The following is a 17,127-nucleotide window of genomic DNA, read 5'->3' on the forward strand; positions in this document are numbered from 1 at the left end:
ATTTTTCGGAGAGGCTCTTAAAAGTTCTATTATATGAAATTTTTCGTGAAATGCAAGATATTATTTTCGGGAGGGTGGAAAATTTGGTCTCCAGCGATGCGGTACTTTTTGCTTAGCCTTATCATTCAATTTCCTCTGAATTGCTCAGAATTAACAGTTTGAAGGTATAATATGGCAAAATCGAGATGGTTCTTTTTTCTTCAGCAGCGCTATTCGAGCTACTCATTCGAGAGAAAAATGAATCAAGCATGATTTTTTCAACCTTAATTGACTCACCAAATTTGTGGGGGAATCATGGATACTTCAACCTTTAGATGTCTCGTCGCCGCCTTGCTCATTCTTTGTCTTTCTACTCCTTTATCAGCTCAAACTGTTATTCGGGTGAACTGCGGTGGTAATGATTATTGGGATACGGAACGCAACCTTTGGCATGCAGACCAACCCTATACCCCTGGAAGCTGGGGCTATGTGAATCCTGGCTATTTTTTATTTTATGATTACCCAATCAGCGGCACGAATGATGACCCATTGTATCAATATGAGCACAACGCTTTAGACAGCTATTTGTTCACTGTTCCCAACGGCACTTACGTGGTCACATTGAAGTTCGCTGAACTTTATTATGACAATGTTGGCGAACGGGTTTTCCATGTGGACATTGAGGGTCAGCGGGTGCTGAATAACTTCGATATTATCGCTGAAGTTGGATTTGCCGCAGCCTGCGATAAGACCTTCATCATCGATGTGAGCGATGGAATTCTGGATATCCAGTTCATCACGATTGAAAAAGAGCCTGGTGTTACTTTGGCACATGCCAACGTTAAGGCCATCGCTGTGGTCGAACAAGGCACTCATGAGCCCAAGTTGTGGGTAGATCCGCATGAGCTGGACTTTTATGACTATTCCTACAAGCAGTCCTTTAAAATCAAAAATGGCGGCGAGTTGCCATTAGAGTGGAGCTGCGCTGAAGATCCAGATGAGCTCTGGATCACCTCAGTGTCGCCGACCAGCGGCACGTTGTATCAAGGCCAATACCAATATGTGGAAGTCCAGGTATCTCGCTCTGGGTTAGCTGATGGTCATTATGAAGGGAACATCAACATATCTTCGAACGGTGGAAATGATAACGTTAAGGTCATGATGGATGTGGTCTCCAAGGTTGCCATTTTACAGGTTCAACAACTGAAAATCGATTTTGGCGCCATCCTGACCAAAACATCGTTTAGCTTGAAAAATGTCGGCACCGCTGATTTAAATTGGAGCGCGCAAAACAGAAACAACGATCCATGGATCAAGCAAATTTCGCCGCTCAATGGTAAACTCGAGCCAGGAAAATCTCAGGATGTCCAAGTGACCGTCGATCGGACCGGGCTAACTGACAGCACGTATCATGGGATCATTTCCGTCTCATCTAATGGTGGCAATGAAAACGTCGAATTATACTTGGACACTTATAATAAACCTTTGACGATCAACTGTGGCGGGAATGAGTATGTAGATAAGGAGCAGCATCGCTGGTCCAGCGATTTGGGATTTGTTGGCGGACAAACCAGCTATTCGAATGTGGCGATCGAAAATACTGAAAATGATCCGATCTACCAGTCCTTCCGAACGGGCATGAGTAAGTATCAGCTATCGGTACAAAAAAATGGTTACTATCAAGTGGTGTTACATTTTGCTGAACTCCAGCACAATGAAGCTAACAAGCGCGTTTTCGATTTGAAAATAGAGGATAGCTTACTCGTCCAAAATTTTGATATCTTCGCCCAGCATGGAAAAAACTATGCGATCATTAAGTCCGCCAAGATCGAAGTTACTGATGGACAACTTGATATCTTATTTATCAAAAAGACCGGCGAACCCTGCATATCCGCGATCGAGCTGCACCAAATCCCGATGCTAGAACTCGAAACCAATACGCTGAACTTCGCTTCAATCCTGACCAAACGAAGCTTCGTCTTGAAAAATCTTGGGACGCTGGATTTGAATTGGGTAGTGAAGAATCCTACGAACGATCCCTGGTTGAAATCGATTTCACCGTCGAACGGAACCTTAACACCTAAGGCCTCGCGGTCAATCACCATTACCATCGATCGAACGAATTTGGCAGATTCGCTTTTCCAAGGCAATTTGGCCGTCCAAACCAATGCAGGAAATGAAACGGTTGCCATAAGGTTCGAGACCAAGAACAAACCGCTAAGGCTCAATTGCGGTGGAACGGAGTATCTCGATCGAAATAGCAATTCATGGCTTGAAGATAACTCATATGTCGGCGGCAGGACGATCTCCTGTCAGGATACCATTTCCAAAACCGATGATGATCAGTTGTATCAATTTTGTCGCACTGGCGTCAGCAAATATCAATTTGCGGTTCAAAACAATGGACTCTATCGGATCGATTTGCATTTTGCTGAGATCCAGCACCAATCCACAGGAAGGCGGGTATTCGATGTCAAAATCGAAGACCAGCTTGTGTTGGAGAATTTTGATATCTTTGCTGAGGCAGGTCGCTTCACTGCTTATGCTAAATCTGTGCAAATTGAAGTGAATGACAGGCAAATTGATATTTCCTTTACAGCGAAAACTGGTGAAAGCTGCATATCGGCCATTGAGCTCTTCCTTACCCCAATTATGGCGGTTCAGCCAACGACATTGAAGTTCGGCTCGCTGTTGACTAAAAGGCAATTTCAAGTGGTTAACGCTGGTCCAGTGGAACTGAACTGGAGAGCGATCAACCAGAAAAATGACCCTTGGATCAAATCAATAGTGCCAGCAAGCGGGAAATTGGCCCCTGCAGATACGCAACTGGTCGCCGCCATCATCGATCGAACGGCGCTATCGGATAGCGTACATCTGGGGCATATCACTATTGAGAGCGAAGGCAATGTTCAAAATATCATTTTGGCAGCCGAGACTGGACATCAGCCAGTTCGGATCAATTGTGCTGGCCCCGAATATCTGGACAGCCAGAAACAACTCTGGTTCGATGACCTGTTAGCCAGCGACGCCCAGAAATTAACTTGCCAAGACACAATCCAGAACAGTAGTGATGATGATTTATATCAAACTGCATGGGTTGGTTTGAACAAGTATCAACTTCCAGTTCAGCATAACGGCCTTTATGGGTTTGCATTGCATTTCGCGGAGATCCAGTACCAAACGGCTGGAGACCGAGTTTTCGATATCCAAATCGAAGATAGCCTGATGTTCAAAGATCTCGACATCTGTGCTGAGGCTGGGGTTCGGACCGCTCTAATCAAAACCGGAAAAATTACCATTTCAGACAATCAATTCGATATATCCTTTATCGCGAAGGCTGGTGCGCCGATTATCGCTGCGATTGAACTCTATCAAACTTCGCAGCTTGCCGTGGCCCCGACCTCATTAAAGTTCGGCTCTTTGCTCACACAACGAAGCTTCAGCCTCGTAAATACTGGTTCGATCCCAATGAATTGGTCCCTAACCAACCCATCGAACCTACCTTGGGTGAAACAAATGGTTCCGAGCAATGGCGTGCTCGCTCCTTCCGACACCCAAGCTGTAACTATTGCAATTGACCGCAGCGAATTGCCAGATAGCTCAGATTTTGTTGGTACGATTGAAGTGGTGAGCGATGGGGGTAATCAATCAGTCGTCCTGAAGTTAGCTACAACAAAAGAACCATTGCGCATCAATTGCGGCGGCTGGGAATGGGTGGATGAAGCAGGAAATTATTGGTTCGAAGATGTCTTCGCCGAAGATGGTCAGCCGGTAACATCCGTCGATAGTATCGCAAATACCGAGAACGACTGGTTGTACCAAACTGTCCAAAAAGCACCGCTTCGCTATCATTTGCCGATCCAGAAAAACGGCCGCTATGGGATCACTTTGCATTTTGTGGAGCTTGAGCACCAAGCCGCAGGCCAACGCCAGTTCGATGTTCAGATCGAGGATAGCCTTGTTCTAGAAAATCTCGACGTATTCGCTGAATGCGGCCGTCTGACTGCGCTGATCAAGCAGGTGGTGGTCGAAGTGCAGGATCACCAGCTCGACATTAAATTCATCGCGAAAAATGGTGAACCGAGCATCGCAGGGATAGAAGTGGCTGAAGCACCCCAACTTCCCAGCGGTTTGGTCGACAACAACGATCAGCAGACGATCCCAAACCAGTTCGAATTGGCTCAGAACTATCCGAACCCGTTCAACATGGAAACCCAGATTCGCTTTGCTCTACCAATTGCTGGAAGAGTGACCCTGGAAATCTATAATCTATTAGGTCAAAAGCAACGAACTTTGCTGCAACAGGACATGAGTGCTGGGTTCCATTCGATTCATTGGGACGGTCGCGATCAGAATGGAGCTTCAGTCAGCTCTGGCGTTTACATCTATAAAATTCAGATAACGCCTAAGGACCAAAAGCATCCCGCATTTCAACAGGTGAAAAAGATGCTGCTATTGAAATAGCCCCAATGGACCTCGCAGCAGGGCAATGCTTTGCTACAATGCTACGCCGCGGGTCTATCCAGAACTCTTGAAATCCGTCCATCTTAAAAACGTTCGCCAGTTGACAGAAAACTATTTGCGACCAGGCCTGTCAACTGGCGAATTTTTTTGGATCGATGGTGATGGTTTTTACATGCTGGATACCTCTACAGCGAAATTCAACCCGTTTTATCATCTAATAATTGCTTCCTCTGAAAGATCGAAGATTTTTCTAATTCGACCTAAAACCCTAAAGAGAAAAGCGGCATGCAAAAATTGACCCAAGAAACACACGAAAGGGTACAACTCCTATTCTTTGAGAACAGGCTTTCGCGTTTTGTTGTGAGCAAAATTTCTTTTCAAGCCGCTTGAATTCATTTTTGAAATAAAGGTTCAATTTGAAATGTGGTTCAGCTTTCTCGCGCTGATTTATTATCACGTCGCTGCGAACGGATTTTTTCCCTGACAAAAGAGGCGCTTTCAGAACAAAAACCGAACAAGTAAAAGAGGGCTCTTGGATTATCGAACAAAAGAAAGCTTTTTCAATATCGTACCCCACCGTTTCAAATGAAAGTAAATCCGCTCAAAAATTTTTGCCAATAGAAGACTCCAATGGCTGATTTTTGTTTCCGGGATGAATGAGTTCCAATAAGAAATAGTTGTAATAATAAAAAAACTATTTTGCATTTTTCAAGAAAAAATTATATATTCATGCCGTTTAAACAATAATAATTTGGGATCGAGATTTCCTTTTACGCTCCAGGCTAGAATGTAATTAAATTCTCTTCTGACCCGATGAGAGGGCAAAAATCTCAAATTTCGTAAAACAGGTAGTATCACGAACAGCCGATCGACTTAATGTATCCATTTTGTTTGTTGGGAAATTGACTTCTGCAGAATCACAAAAATGAATCATCGCAATGATTGTTCGAGTGAGGAAGACGAAACACTCTGGTGGTCATAAAAGAATCATTTCATTTCTCCCCAGCAATCGATGGTTCGGAAACTAAATTTTTTCTATTCTGGGCAAATCTCAGGTGCAATTATTTAGGAGGCAGAATGAAAAAATACATCCTTTTGTTTGCCATTGTTGGAACATTGAACTGCGCTGCAAATCGAATCCAATTTGAGCAGTTCTCAGTTTCATTAAATCTACCAGTGGCGCCAGATAGTTCGGTAACTATTGGCAGCGATGAACAATTTTTCGGAGTGCTCTGGCTTGCTGAAATTATAAAAGCCGAACAAGTCCAGCCAGAAAAAATTAAACTCATCCAGAATTACGGCCGATATTTCATCTGTGCTGACGGTTTCAAACACGTCTGGATGATTGAACCACAACGAGACGGCATGTCGGCGAAATTCAAAGCCATCGATGTGACACCAAAAGATAAGACCGACGATTATCGTCAAATTGGGTTATCTCGATATGGCACACGAGACCATGCCTGTGTGAAGTTTCGATTTAATCAGCACGAGATCTTTATCGATAGAAAGGGTAACATCCATGAAAAATGTGGTAAGTAGATTCATCTTTTTGATCGCGCTTTGTTGGGGGACGTTCGTGATTGCGCAGGACATACAGGAGATGTATGATGCTGCAAAACAAGCCCTGCTACAGGGCGATTATATGCTCGCACTGACCCGGATTTCCGATGCTCAAGCGCAAATTGAAATCGATCCGAATTTGGATCCAAACGGGGTATTTGGTAAAAAGCTACTACCAAAATTGCAGACTGTAGCCAATAATATGGCCGCGATCATCCGCAGCTTGGAGGCGCTTTATGCACAAGCCCAGGTTGAATCCGTTTTCCCGGATCTTCCTCCATCTGTTGAATCAGTTACTCAATATACCCAAATGGCCCGAAGCATGAGCGAGAAACTCATTGCTCATCGAGATTCCATCCTCTCCATTTATGAATTGGAGCCAGAGTTCAAGTTGGCGATTCGAAACCTGCCATCGGTCAGGCAGATCGAACAATTCGCATCTATCGGGATCATGGATCGGCTCTCGAGCAAATTCAGTTTATTAGCCGAAGTGCTCACCGATTCAATCCGATCGATCAATACTCGATATGCTGCATTAACCGAGGACCTGGAGAAATTAAAACGCTCCGCTGCAGCAAGCCGAGCCGAACGGAAGAAATTAGAGCAACAATTGGCTGCTCTCTCGCAGGAACGAGATAATTATATGCATGCGATCTCAGAGATGCTAATGGGCCTGCCCACCGCCGAAAACGAAACAAGGCAGATGATCCTCCTTGATCAAAACCTTGATACCGCCTTCAGCACCGCTATTGAAACTGAAATCAAGCGCGTTGAAGCAATGACCGAAGTGGATTCCCTTGGTCATAAGGAACTGCTAAAAAACTTCGAGCGGATGAAACAATATAATCAAATTTTCACCAAGAACAATGTGGCTGCGGATCATTCGGCTTTACTGGCGCGATACGAAGCGGCTATCCAGCGAGTGAAGGTGGTTCAGCCTGAAAAAACCAATTACGTTTTTTATATCGGAATAGCCTTAGCCGTGCTCATTTTGGGATTCATCATTTATCAATTTGTCGTTTCTTCGCGAAAAAGAAAAACAGCAAAAGAATCGCCTGATCAACGGGATTCGGATTTCTAATCCCATCTAAATTGGCGTCCAGCACGATCCGACCTTCGGAAATGGGCTTCCTGATGAAGGATGTAAATCCCTCAACAACGAATGTGGCACTTTGATGCAAAATTCGGTTGGTTGATTAATTAGAGCTGAGGATGGCGGGAGATGAACAGACTCCCTTGGGGCCAGAGATGATCCCTTTGCCAATTAGTTGACCAGGTTAAGAATTGGAGAATTCCTCATGGCGTCAACGGATCAAATCATTGAACAAGCGCACCAAGCAGCGCTGAGATTTCGGAGACTGAATCAACAGCAAACCGATCAAATCGTTCGAGCCGTTTATCTCGCCGCAATGAATCACAGGATTGAATTGGCCAAGCTGGCGGCAGAGGAAACCCAGTTAGGAATATGGCAACATAAAGTGATCAAAAATGTGATCGCAAGTCAGCTTGTCTATGAGCATATCAAAGATCAGAAAACGGTGGGGGTAATTTATTCGGATTCTTGCTCCGGGATCATCGAACTGGCCCAACCGATCGGCCCGATTTTGGGCCTGATTCCTGTCATCAATCCAACCTCCACTGCCATTTTTAAAATATTGATCGCCATGAAGACCCGAAATCCAATCATCCTCAGCTCCACGCCGATGTCGAAAAACTGTGTTGCAGAAACCAGTCGCATCTGTGACGAAGCGGCACGAGAAGCAGGCGCTCCGGAGCATTGCATCCAATGGCTAGGTAAGCCCAATTTGGCAAAGACCAAGGAACTGATGAGCCATAAAAGATTGTCTTTGATCTTGGCGACTGGGACGAACGAATTGGTCAAAGCAGCCTACAGCTCTGGCACGCCAACAATCGGGGTTGGCGCAGGAAATGTGCCAGTATACATCGGCGCATCTGCTGATATTCCGTTTGCCGTGAATAATATTTTATTATCGAAAACATTTGATAACGGTTCTGTTTGTGCCAGCGAACAAGCGATTGTGGTCAAAAAGGAGATTTCCGATGCAGTGATTGCTGAATTCAAGCGGCAAAAGGCCTATTTTTTAAATGAGGATGAAATCGAGAAGGTGGAACGTATCGCTTATGATCGAGAGCGCGGGATGATGTCCCCTGCGGTCGTCGGACAATCCGTTCAGCGGATCGCCCAAATGGCCGGGATCTCAGTCCCGCAGGATACATCGGTGCTTGTTGCCATCCTTGACGAGGTATCTCCCAACTGCCCGCTATCAGCAGAAATTCTGGCGCCAATTTTAGCTTTTTATATCGAACCAGATTTTGAAACAGCCATCCAGCGCTGCGCCCAGATCACTCAATTCGGCGGTATCGGTCATACAGCAGTGATTTATTCCAACAATCCAGAACGAATCGAATATTTTTCGAACATGATCGATGTCGCCAGGATCTTGGTGAATACCCCATCGACTCAGGGCGCGTTGGGCGGGACATTTAACACTTTGCCCCCTTCATTCACTCTAAGCTGCGGTTCGGGCGGGAAAAATAGCACCACTGATAACATCTCCATTCGACACTTGCTCAATATCCATCGCATCTGCCGGCGTCGGATGAATGAACGCTGGAGCAATCTTGATCATGATATCTACCTCGACCCAGCCTGGACTGCTGAAGCGATAGAAAGAGAATTCAATAAAAATATCTGATCCCTATCCTTTCAATGCCAGGTTCGGTCATTTCCCTCCCATTGAAGGACCATAGGATCCGCCTCTGCGATGCGATCGAGACGATCCAATCCCCCTTGAATGCTGATGTCTCTAATTTGCCCTTTAGGTTACCCCTCAAAGATATATCAAAAAGATCGCAGAGGCAACTGACACAGACCACCGATTTCGTTTAGCACCGCATTTAAAGCACGGGGAGATATCGCTGCAATTCCCAACTCGTCACTTGGGCGCGATAATTCTCCCACTCGATCTCCTTGTTTTCGAGAAATTTCTCATAGACGTGGTCGCCCAAGGTTCGCCTGAGCCACTCGCTCTGTCGTGCGATTTGAATGGCCTCATGCAAATCTTTTGGCAAAGAAGCGATCCCCAGTTCCTTTCGCTCCTTTTCAGTCATCGTATAAACATTGCGCTCAACTGGTGGGGCCAACTCATATCCCTTTTCGATCCCTTCCAACCCAGCAGAAAGCATCACCGCAAAGGCAAGATACGGGTTGCAAGCTGGATCTGGAGAGCGCAATTCTACGCGGGTAGCCATTTCATTGCCGGGCTTATAACCAGGGACGCGGATCAAATCAGATCGGTTTCTCGTCGCCCAGGAGAGATAGACCGGCGCTTCGTACCCAGGTACCAGCCGCTTATAGGAATTGACCCATTGGTTCGTGATGACAGTAAACTCTGGTGCGTGTTTCAACAATCCAGCAATGTATTTCTTGGCGACATCTGATAGATGATATGGGTCTGTGGGGCTAAAAAACGCGTTGGAATTGCCCTTAAATAGCGATTGGTGGGTATGCATTCCGCTACCGTTATATCCAAACAGCGGCTTGGGCATAAACGTGGCATAGACCCCATGCCGAATAGCGATCTCTTTCACCACCAGTCGATAGGTCATGGCATAATCGGCCATGGTGAGCGCGTCGGTATAGCGGAGATCGATTTCGTGCTGGCTAGGCCCGACTTCATGATGCGTGTATTCCACTCGAATGCCCATATCCTCCAACATCAGCACAGTTTCCTTGCGAAGATCGCTGGCCACGTCCAATGGCGTCAAATCAAAGTAGCCACCATGATCCAAAACCTCAGGAGTTCCATTGCCATTGCCGTTTTTAAAATAAAAATATTCCAACTCTGGACCGACGTAAAAATGATCGAACCCCATGCTTTTCATTCGTTCAAGATTTTTTTTCAATACCCACCGCGGATCTCCCTGGTATGGTTGACCGTCTGGCGTGTAGATATCGCAGAAAACTCGTGCCACCACGCTATTGTCCGCCGTTTTCCATGGCAAAATTTGAAAGGTATCGATATCGGGCTTGGCTATCATATCGCTCTCATCGATTCGGGCAAAACCTTCGATCGATGACCCATCGAATCCCATCCCCTCCTCCATGGCGTTCTCAAATTCATCAATCGTGATCGCAAAACTCTTCAGAAAACCCAACAAGTCGCTGAACCAGAATCTGATAAATCGAACTTTATTCCGTTTCGCCAATTCCAGCACTTTTTGTTTTCGCAGATTGTCCATGTCACTCTTGCTCCTCAGGTTTTATTTGGCATGATTTATTCTCACGCCCACTCCAAACAGATCCGTTTTTAAAAACGAGGTTTAAAAATGCAGAACGAATGTTGGATTTGATATTTATCGGACGCTCTCATCCAATGGGGACAGGCGCTATTTATTGGAATTGCCTGTTCAAAATTTTAGCGGCAAATATAATTAGTTTTTCGCTCAATGTCAAACAAATTTTTATTGCTATTTTAATTTTTATGCTATATCTTTGCGGAGGCATTTATCAACTTCATGGCAAATCGTCTTCGAGATTATCAATAAATTACAAAGATGAATTTAAACTAGATGGAGGAGGTCTCTATGTTCGGGTATGTCTTAGCTTTCATTATTGGAGCGATCTTTGTGAGCTATCTCTTTTCATTAAAAAATCGCGCTGGCGTAAATCCAGTAACATCGGCGTTCCGAGGCAATATGAAACTCATCATTTTCGCCATCATCATCATATTGATCATCGCTTTTATCATCCAATCTGTGACCATTATCGAGGCAGGAACCGTCGGCGTCGTGAAACGACTTGGCGCTGTGAAAAGCGAGCTGACCCCAGGACTGCATTTCATCATTCCATTGATCGATGAAGTCGTAATTTTCCCAACCGTTAAGAAGACGTATGAGGCTTCGGACAATCCCGAGTCCAGCCAGGCCGATTTCCCAGATGTGATCATCACAGCGCTCACTGCGGATGGACAAAAAATCCGCGTGGGTATTACTGCCCGATTTATGATCCAGCCCGGAAAGGCAACATGGATCTTGCAAAATCTTGGGACAGAACGAGATTATGTGGAAAAAGTCGTCAAGACCGAAATCCGTGGTTCAGGACGCCGCGTGCCCACCCGATTTGCCTCCTATGATCTTTATACCAAGAGGAGCTACGAAGCCCAACAAGCGCTGTTCGATGAAATCTACCCAAAATTTCAAGAAAACGGACTGATCCTCGACGAACTCGTTCTGCGCAATATCATTTTCACGGATGAGTATGCCCGGACATTAGAGGAAAAACAAATCGCCTTAGAAAATATCACCACCGAGAAGAATAAGCTCGAGCAAGAAAAAATTCGGAAGGAACAGAAAATCGTTGCAGCAGAAGGTGATGCAAAGAGCATCGAAATCCGACAAGCAGCATTGACCAAAAATCCGACGATCATTCAATGGGAATTTGTCCAAAAGCTTGCTCCTAACATCCAGTGGGGAATTTTGCCTCAGAGTGCTGTTCCATTATTCAATCTGCAGGGATTTGGCAGCCCTCAAAAATAAGCAAAAAAATTTCCCAATTCCCTGATATTTTGGAAGGCATCGGGTTATTCTAATTGAAGCCTGAGAAAATTTGCCCACGCGCTGGTTGGAAACTTTTCCAAAAAATATCTGGCAACCGAAGGGCTATTGAGCAACTCGCCTGTTACCAATTTGACATTCTCTAGCCAATGTCTTTGCAGGTGGTCCACGATGCCATTTCGATACAGCGTTACAATATTATGATCAAAGTTGACGATCTGGTTTCTGGGACTTACATCAAACAATTGCCCTGTCATGGCAAGGACATCGGCGCGCTTTATTTCAAAATAATTGCGCCTCGGATCGATCAATTCTCGGGCAATGATCAAATCACCCAGTCCGATCAAGTGGGTTCTAAAACCCTTGATGGCAAACTGCCCAGTTGGGACATTGGGGATATAAAAATAGCCGTCATCGTCCGTAGTGGTCCATTGACTGAAGCTTTTCATTTTGCCGTCGACCATTACCTGGCCAATGATCGCTACTTCGATATTGCGCCGAATCACTGCCACTTGGTCTTGATAACCATCGATCTCAAAAATGAGCGAGCCGATGATCAGATTTCCATTCTGGATGGGCTCAGGTATAAGCTGCGATGAGCTCCCGCAGTTGAAAAAAGTGCTCATCCCAGCAAGCAAAATGAACAAAAATCTCTTGTCCATGACTTTGCTCCAGCTCAGTTTTGTTCGATTTGTTCGATTTTCAATTTGAATGAATGAAGTGCAAATCTGTCTCTTTCAAAATCGCACATAAATTAACCAAATCTCAAATAACAAACAAGCTCTATTTTCGAAATCCGAAATAATCGTTTAGCCTCAATCTCCGACTCAATCACTGAATTGATCGAGGCTTGGAACTGCACAAATAGAATGAAACACGATCTGGATATTATGACGCATGTCATCTTTCGGATAGGCAATTTGTGAAATGCTATTTATCAGAAATGAAGCGACTCCTATATTGCCAGGAGAGCCATTTATGCGCGATTTTCGCATTTTGAAATAGACTCATCTTCTTTATGAAGGATCAAAAAATGAACTTGCACAACCGACATTTCCAACATCAGCGCGCTTCTTCGCATCGTTATCGAATCATCCTTTCATCTACAATTTTGATAATAGCCACAACCTATTTTTTGTATTTTTTCATCGTGGGGAATTTTCCCATTCATTACATTGTGGCGCTCGGCAGTCTGTGGCTATTTTTTTGTGGAATTTTTATCGCTTTCATAGGGTATCTCCTTAGTTCTGAAAAATTCACCGAGCTGACTTTCGAACAGGTTTTAAAGCAAATGAGGCGATGGGCTTGGGTATCAATAGCTGGTTTGTATGGAAGTAGCCTCTCCTTTTTTTCGGGCTTGATATTTTTCGCTCGATCTGGCGATGTCTGGCGCAATTCACTTCCTTTGTTTGCCACTTCCGTACTATGCCTGGCCATATGCATCTTGGGCCTGCTTCAGCGCACTGCGATTAAGCATCGGTATGAATTGGAAATTCTCAAGCGGGAAATTCTGGATACGGTGATAAGTTTGAGACAAGGTCCAACCAAGGATGTGAAGGGCGGTGCTTTGCTGGCATAAAAAAAGTAACCAGAGATCTCATCTAAGAGTTGGGGGGGCACCTAGTGAATTTAATCTCTGGTTACTTTCAAATGGGACATCAACTTTTGACACTCTCATTATAAATAAATCTACACAATTAAAATGTGATCTAAAACACATTTATAAAAATTTTTCAAAGCTACAAACACCGCATCTGTCCGAAACTTGGGAGGGGCAACGCATATCAACGCCTATTTGGTGATGGGCGTAGCTAATCCTATTCGTTGGTCCTTCTTGCAAAAATGGGAATCTAACGAAACAGTTTCATTGCTGCGAATTCAAAATTCTCTCTTTAAACCGATGCTTGAGTTCATTGAAAAATAAAATATCTGCGTGCGCAGGCACGACAATTTTGCCTGTTTAATGGTTTTTCAAAAAGAACAAGCTTGCCTGATCGGGAAATATTGGATCAGGCAATGGGAGTTGGAAGACGATTCTGAAGAAGCTACAGCAGGGGATAAAAAAGTAGCGGGAATGTGTGGGAATCGAACCCACCTACCCCGACTGTTGCCGGGGCACTACGGATTTGAAGTCCGCGGGGCCCACCAGGTACCCTACCATTCCCAATGGATCATGATACCGATTTTTTTGATGATCATAATACAAATTTTTTTGATAAGAGTCAAGCTCTTTTTGCAATGGGATCTTATGCCGTGCAATTTCAATAGTGATTAAAACGGCGCAACATCCAGCTCTGGGCCCGAGTCATCTTCTTTTATTCAGAGTGATTTTTATTCTTCAATATTTCAGCTTGACTTTTACAATTTTAATAGCTATTTTAGCGCAATCAATCGGTAAAAGGTGCGAGGAGTGGCAATGAAAGGAATTCCTAACCGACAAAAAAAGGTGGTCACACCAAAACGAGATTATAAAAAGGATCGGAAAAAGTTTCAACAAGAGAAGCAGCAGGTACCAAAACGCAGAGGCTAAACGCGATCAGCATGGCGATCTTATATCAAATAAATCCCGATAATCCCCAGCCTCGACTGATTCAAAAAGTAGCCGATATCTTACGAGATGATGGGGTCATTGCCTATCCAACGGATACGGTCTATGGCATTGGATGCGATATTTTTTGTAAAAAAGCGATCGAAAGGATCTTTCTGCTCAAAGGTAAAGCTCATAAAAGTCCGTTGAGCTTCATCTGCCCAGATTTGAAAGATATCAGCAAATATGCCTATGTCTCCAACCGCGCTTATAAAGTGATGCGTCATCTGCTGCCCGGCCCTTATACTTTTGTGCTCAAAGCCACCCCGCTGGTACCGAAGCTGATGGTGACCAAAATCAAGACTGTCGGCATTCGGATTCCAGACAACAAAATTTGTATCGAGCTGCTTAAAGAGCTGGGACACCCAATCGTCAGTACCAGCGCCAGCTTTGGAGAATCGGATATTTTCACTGATCCTGAGGAAATAGATATCCGATTGGGCCATTTGCTTGACGCAATCATTGATGGCGGGATTCTTGGTACGGTGCCCTCAAGCGTGGTAGATCTAACTGATGACGATCATTTTAGAGTGCTGCGGGTCGGAAAGGGAGATATTAGTATGTTTGAATGATCCTGTCTATTTTATTCTTTACAATATCTGATCCATAAGTTTGACTGATCAGCAGGTGAGCTGTTAAGCGTTTCAGCCGCAGCATTTCATTTGAGCATTAAAGCATGTTCTGATAGCCGCACATTTGACAGGCGTACAGAAGGTGAAAAAACTGACTGATCGCTACATGCTGAAGCCGTTCGATTCGCTGAAATTTATTCGATACGAAATTAGTAAGCGACCATTCGATGTTTATTTTCGGATAGTTTGTTGCATATTACATCCATAGCCCTCTAATTTCGATCGTTTCAAACCGGCTAAACGTGCTTCAAGACGTGCTGATCCCACCTTTGAACGAAGATCTTTGCTCGGGGTTGGTATACAGAGTTGCAATAAATTTGCAGGACAACTGGAAGAAATTCGGCATGTTCATCCGACCGAACAGATCCAGCGAAAGACTAATTCACTATCTCTAAAGAACAATATCTATCTGAACCAGAGGAGGAACTCCTTTATGATCACTATCGAAGAAGTTGCAGCCGTAAAAACCCAGCATGTGACAGCACTAAAGAAAAAGCTCAATGTCAATGGGGTCGCTATTGGACATAAAATCGTCGCTGGCAAAGACACGGGACAGCTTTGCATCGCGGTATTGGTTAGACGCAAACTCACCCAATCGGAACTTTTGGGCAAGGACCTGGTCCCCAAGATGATCGACGGGATCGCAACCGATGTTCGTGAAGTTGGCGAGATTGTCGCCTTGCAGTCGCGAACCGACCGCTGGCGTCCTGCACCAGGTGGGGTCAGCATTGGCCATTATCAGATCACCGCAGGGACGCTGGGAGCGTTTGTGAAGGACAAATCGACTGGTCAAACGCTGATTCTTTCCAACAATCACGTGCTGGCCAATAGCAATGACGCCAGCATCGGCGATGCGATCATCCAACCTGGCCCGGCGGACGGAGGCGCTTATCCTCAAGATCGAATTGCAACATTGGAGCGGTTTATCACGATCCAATTTCAAAGCGGTGGCGATGGTGGCAATGGAGATTGTTTTTTGGCGCGATCCGCAGCAGGGGTGCTAAATGTATTCGCCCGATTGTTGGGGTCGTCGCATCGGCTCATTCCGACCAAAATCACCGCAGCCGCTAACGAAGTCGATGCAGCCGTCGCCCGCCCCATTGATCCGAGTTATATCACCGGCACTATTATTGATATCGGTGTAATCACTGGTACCAAACCCGCTTCCATTGGTTTGGAAGTCCGCAAAAGTGGTCGAACTACTGGAACCACTACGGGGACGATCCAAATGCTCAATGCCACCGTCGATGTCGGTTACGGTGGCAGCAAAGTCGCCACATTTGAAAATCAGATCGTCGCCGGCGCGATGTCCAGCCCTGGCGACTCTGGTTCATTAGTGGTCGATAAATCTCAACCGCTGGCCGTAGGTCTCCTATTTGCAGGTTCCAATACCTCAACAATCATCAACCCCATCGATCGGGTATTAGAGCTTTTAAATATTGAGTTCTAATGCAATTTAATTTCAAATAAAAAGCCCTTTTGCCAACTAAAGACAAAAGGGTTTTTTATTTTAATCTTGTTCGCTTTCGAATTTGAAAATCAAATCTCGATTTTATAAATCGAGATCGGTGGGCTTTTAAATTGATTAAGCTCGGATGATCGAAATGAAACTGAGAAATAATCCTTTTAGCGACTTGCTATTCCATTGCTAAATGCCAAGATTCAAGCTACTGGGGCAATTTACAGCCCTGCTTTTTAAATGCAACCAATTTTTGCTGTATCGCTTCATCCTCAAGGGCTAAGATTTGTGCTGCCAGAACGGCTGCATTGATGGCACCAGCTTTTCCTATAGCCATTGTGGCCACTGGCACGCCAGATGGCATTTGAACCATGGAGTATAGCGCATCGACGCCGTGAAGTTCAGAGCCAGCCAACGGCACCCCGATCACTGGGAGCGTCGTATTAGCAGCAATGACGCCTGCCAGATGTGCAGCCATACCTGCCCCTGCAATGATGACTTTTACGCCACGCGCTTGAGCTTCACGGGCAAATTGGGCTGTCTCCTCAGGATTTCGATGGGCTGAAAGCACCACGCCCTGAAAAGAAATTCCAAAATATTCTAAATATCTCGTACACTCCGCCATAACCGGTTGATCCGATGAGCTTCCCATCACTACCGCAACCGATGCACCATTGGGAGATTTAGCCATAATTATCCTCTTTTTTGATTTGAGTCTATCCTATCTTTTGACTGCTGGCAATAATGCCCAGCGAAAACTGAACTCGAAACGACCCACAGAAATCATCCATACCCAGTGAGGGAACGTTGCCACTGATTCCCTAAAAAGATTGAGTTTTTAATTATTGATACTGACACAAAGCTTG

Annotated in this window: 11 protein-coding genes and 1 tRNA gene; 8 read left to right on the forward strand and 4 right to left on the reverse strand. The window is 45.0% G+C overall.

The annotated features are described in order from the left end of the window. Positions 1 to 294: 294 nt before the first annotated feature. The 4 genes from ONB37_04155 (at position 295) to ONB37_04170 (ending at position 8,723) form a co-directional block, all read left to right on the forward strand. Positions 295 to 4,443: a malectin domain-containing carbohydrate-binding protein gene (locus tag ONB37_04155; GenBank protein MDZ7399341.1), complete on the forward strand. Its 4,149-nt coding sequence runs from the start codon at positions 295 to 297 to the stop codon at positions 4,441 to 4,443. Between the two features lie 1,077 nt (positions 4,444 to 5,520). After that, complete coding sequence (locus ONB37_04160; protein ID MDZ7399342.1) at positions 5,521 to 5,985, forward strand: hypothetical protein; 465 nt, start codon at positions 5,521 to 5,523, stop codon at positions 5,983 to 5,985. After that, positions 5,966 to 7,087, forward strand: coding sequence for a hypothetical protein (locus ONB37_04165; GenBank protein ID MDZ7399343.1), 1,122 nt, complete (start codon positions 5,966 to 5,968; stop codon positions 7,085 to 7,087). The genes ONB37_04160 and ONB37_04165 overlap by 20 nt, the downstream gene beginning before the upstream one ends. Before the next feature lie 217 nt (positions 7,088 to 7,304). Further along, positions 7,305 to 8,723: an aldehyde dehydrogenase family protein gene (locus ONB37_04170; GenBank protein ID MDZ7399344.1), complete on the forward strand. Its 1,419-nt coding sequence runs from the start codon at positions 7,305 to 7,307 to the stop codon at positions 8,721 to 8,723. A 202-nt stretch (positions 8,724 to 8,925) separates the two neighbouring features. Here ONB37_04170 and glnA read toward each other — a convergent pair whose 3' ends face one another. Further along, entirely contained in the window at positions 8,926 to 10,269 is a 1,344-nt protein-coding gene (gene glnA / locus ONB37_04175; protein ID MDZ7399345.1) for a type I glutamate--ammonia ligase, read from the reverse strand. A 345-nt stretch (positions 10,270 to 10,614) separates the two neighbouring features. Between glnA and ONB37_04180 the strand changes: the two genes are divergently transcribed. Further along, a complete protein-coding gene (locus tag ONB37_04180) occupies positions 10,615 to 11,565 on the forward strand; it encodes a prohibitin family protein (GenBank protein MDZ7399346.1) in 951 nt (316 codons plus the stop codon). Between the two features lie 44 nt (positions 11,566 to 11,609). On the opposite strand, the gene ONB37_04185 is transcribed toward ONB37_04180, so the two are convergent. Further along, complete coding sequence (locus ONB37_04185; GenBank protein ID MDZ7399347.1) at positions 11,610 to 12,245, reverse strand: carboxypeptidase-like regulatory domain-containing protein; 636 nt, start codon at positions 12,243 to 12,245, stop codon at positions 11,610 to 11,612. Positions 12,246 to 12,616: 371 nt separating this feature from the next. Here ONB37_04185 and ONB37_04190 point away from each other — a divergent pair, with 371 nt between their 5' ends. Beyond that, on the forward strand, positions 12,617 to 13,162 hold the full coding sequence (locus ONB37_04190) for a hypothetical protein (GenBank protein MDZ7399348.1): 546 nt from the start codon (positions 12,617 to 12,619) through the stop codon (positions 13,160 to 13,162). Between the two features lie 490 nt (positions 13,163 to 13,652). On the opposite strand, the gene ONB37_04195 is transcribed toward ONB37_04190, so the two are convergent. Then, positions 13,653 to 13,748, reverse strand: a tRNA-Sec gene (locus ONB37_04195). A 382-nt stretch (positions 13,749 to 14,130) separates the two neighbouring features. Between ONB37_04195 and ONB37_04200 the strand changes: the two genes are divergently transcribed. Both ONB37_04200 and ONB37_04205 read left to right on the forward strand, forming a co-directional pair. Continuing rightward, positions 14,131 to 14,742, forward strand: coding sequence for an L-threonylcarbamoyladenylate synthase (locus tag ONB37_04200; GenBank protein ID MDZ7399349.1), 612 nt, complete (start codon positions 14,131 to 14,133; stop codon positions 14,740 to 14,742). Positions 14,743 to 15,235: 493 nt separating this feature from the next. Continuing rightward, the gene (locus ONB37_04205) at positions 15,236 to 16,252 is read left to right on the forward strand and encodes a S1 family peptidase (GenBank protein ID MDZ7399350.1); all 1,017 of its coding nucleotides are present in this window, start codon (positions 15,236 to 15,238) and stop codon (positions 16,250 to 16,252) included. A gap of 217 nt (positions 16,253 to 16,469) precedes the next feature. Here the strand turns inward: ONB37_04205 and purE are convergent, their stop codons facing one another. Further along, entirely contained in the window at positions 16,470 to 16,952 is a 483-nt protein-coding gene (purE, locus tag ONB37_04210) for a 5-(carboxyamino)imidazole ribonucleotide mutase (protein ID MDZ7399351.1), read from the reverse strand. Positions 16,953 to 17,127 lie beyond the last annotated feature (175 nt).

Source organism: candidate division KSB1 bacterium (assembly GCA_034506395.1).
In the GTDB taxonomy this organism is placed as follows: domain Bacteria; phylum Zhuqueibacterota; class Zhuqueibacteria; order Thermofontimicrobiales; family Thermofontimicrobiaceae; genus Thermofontimicrobium.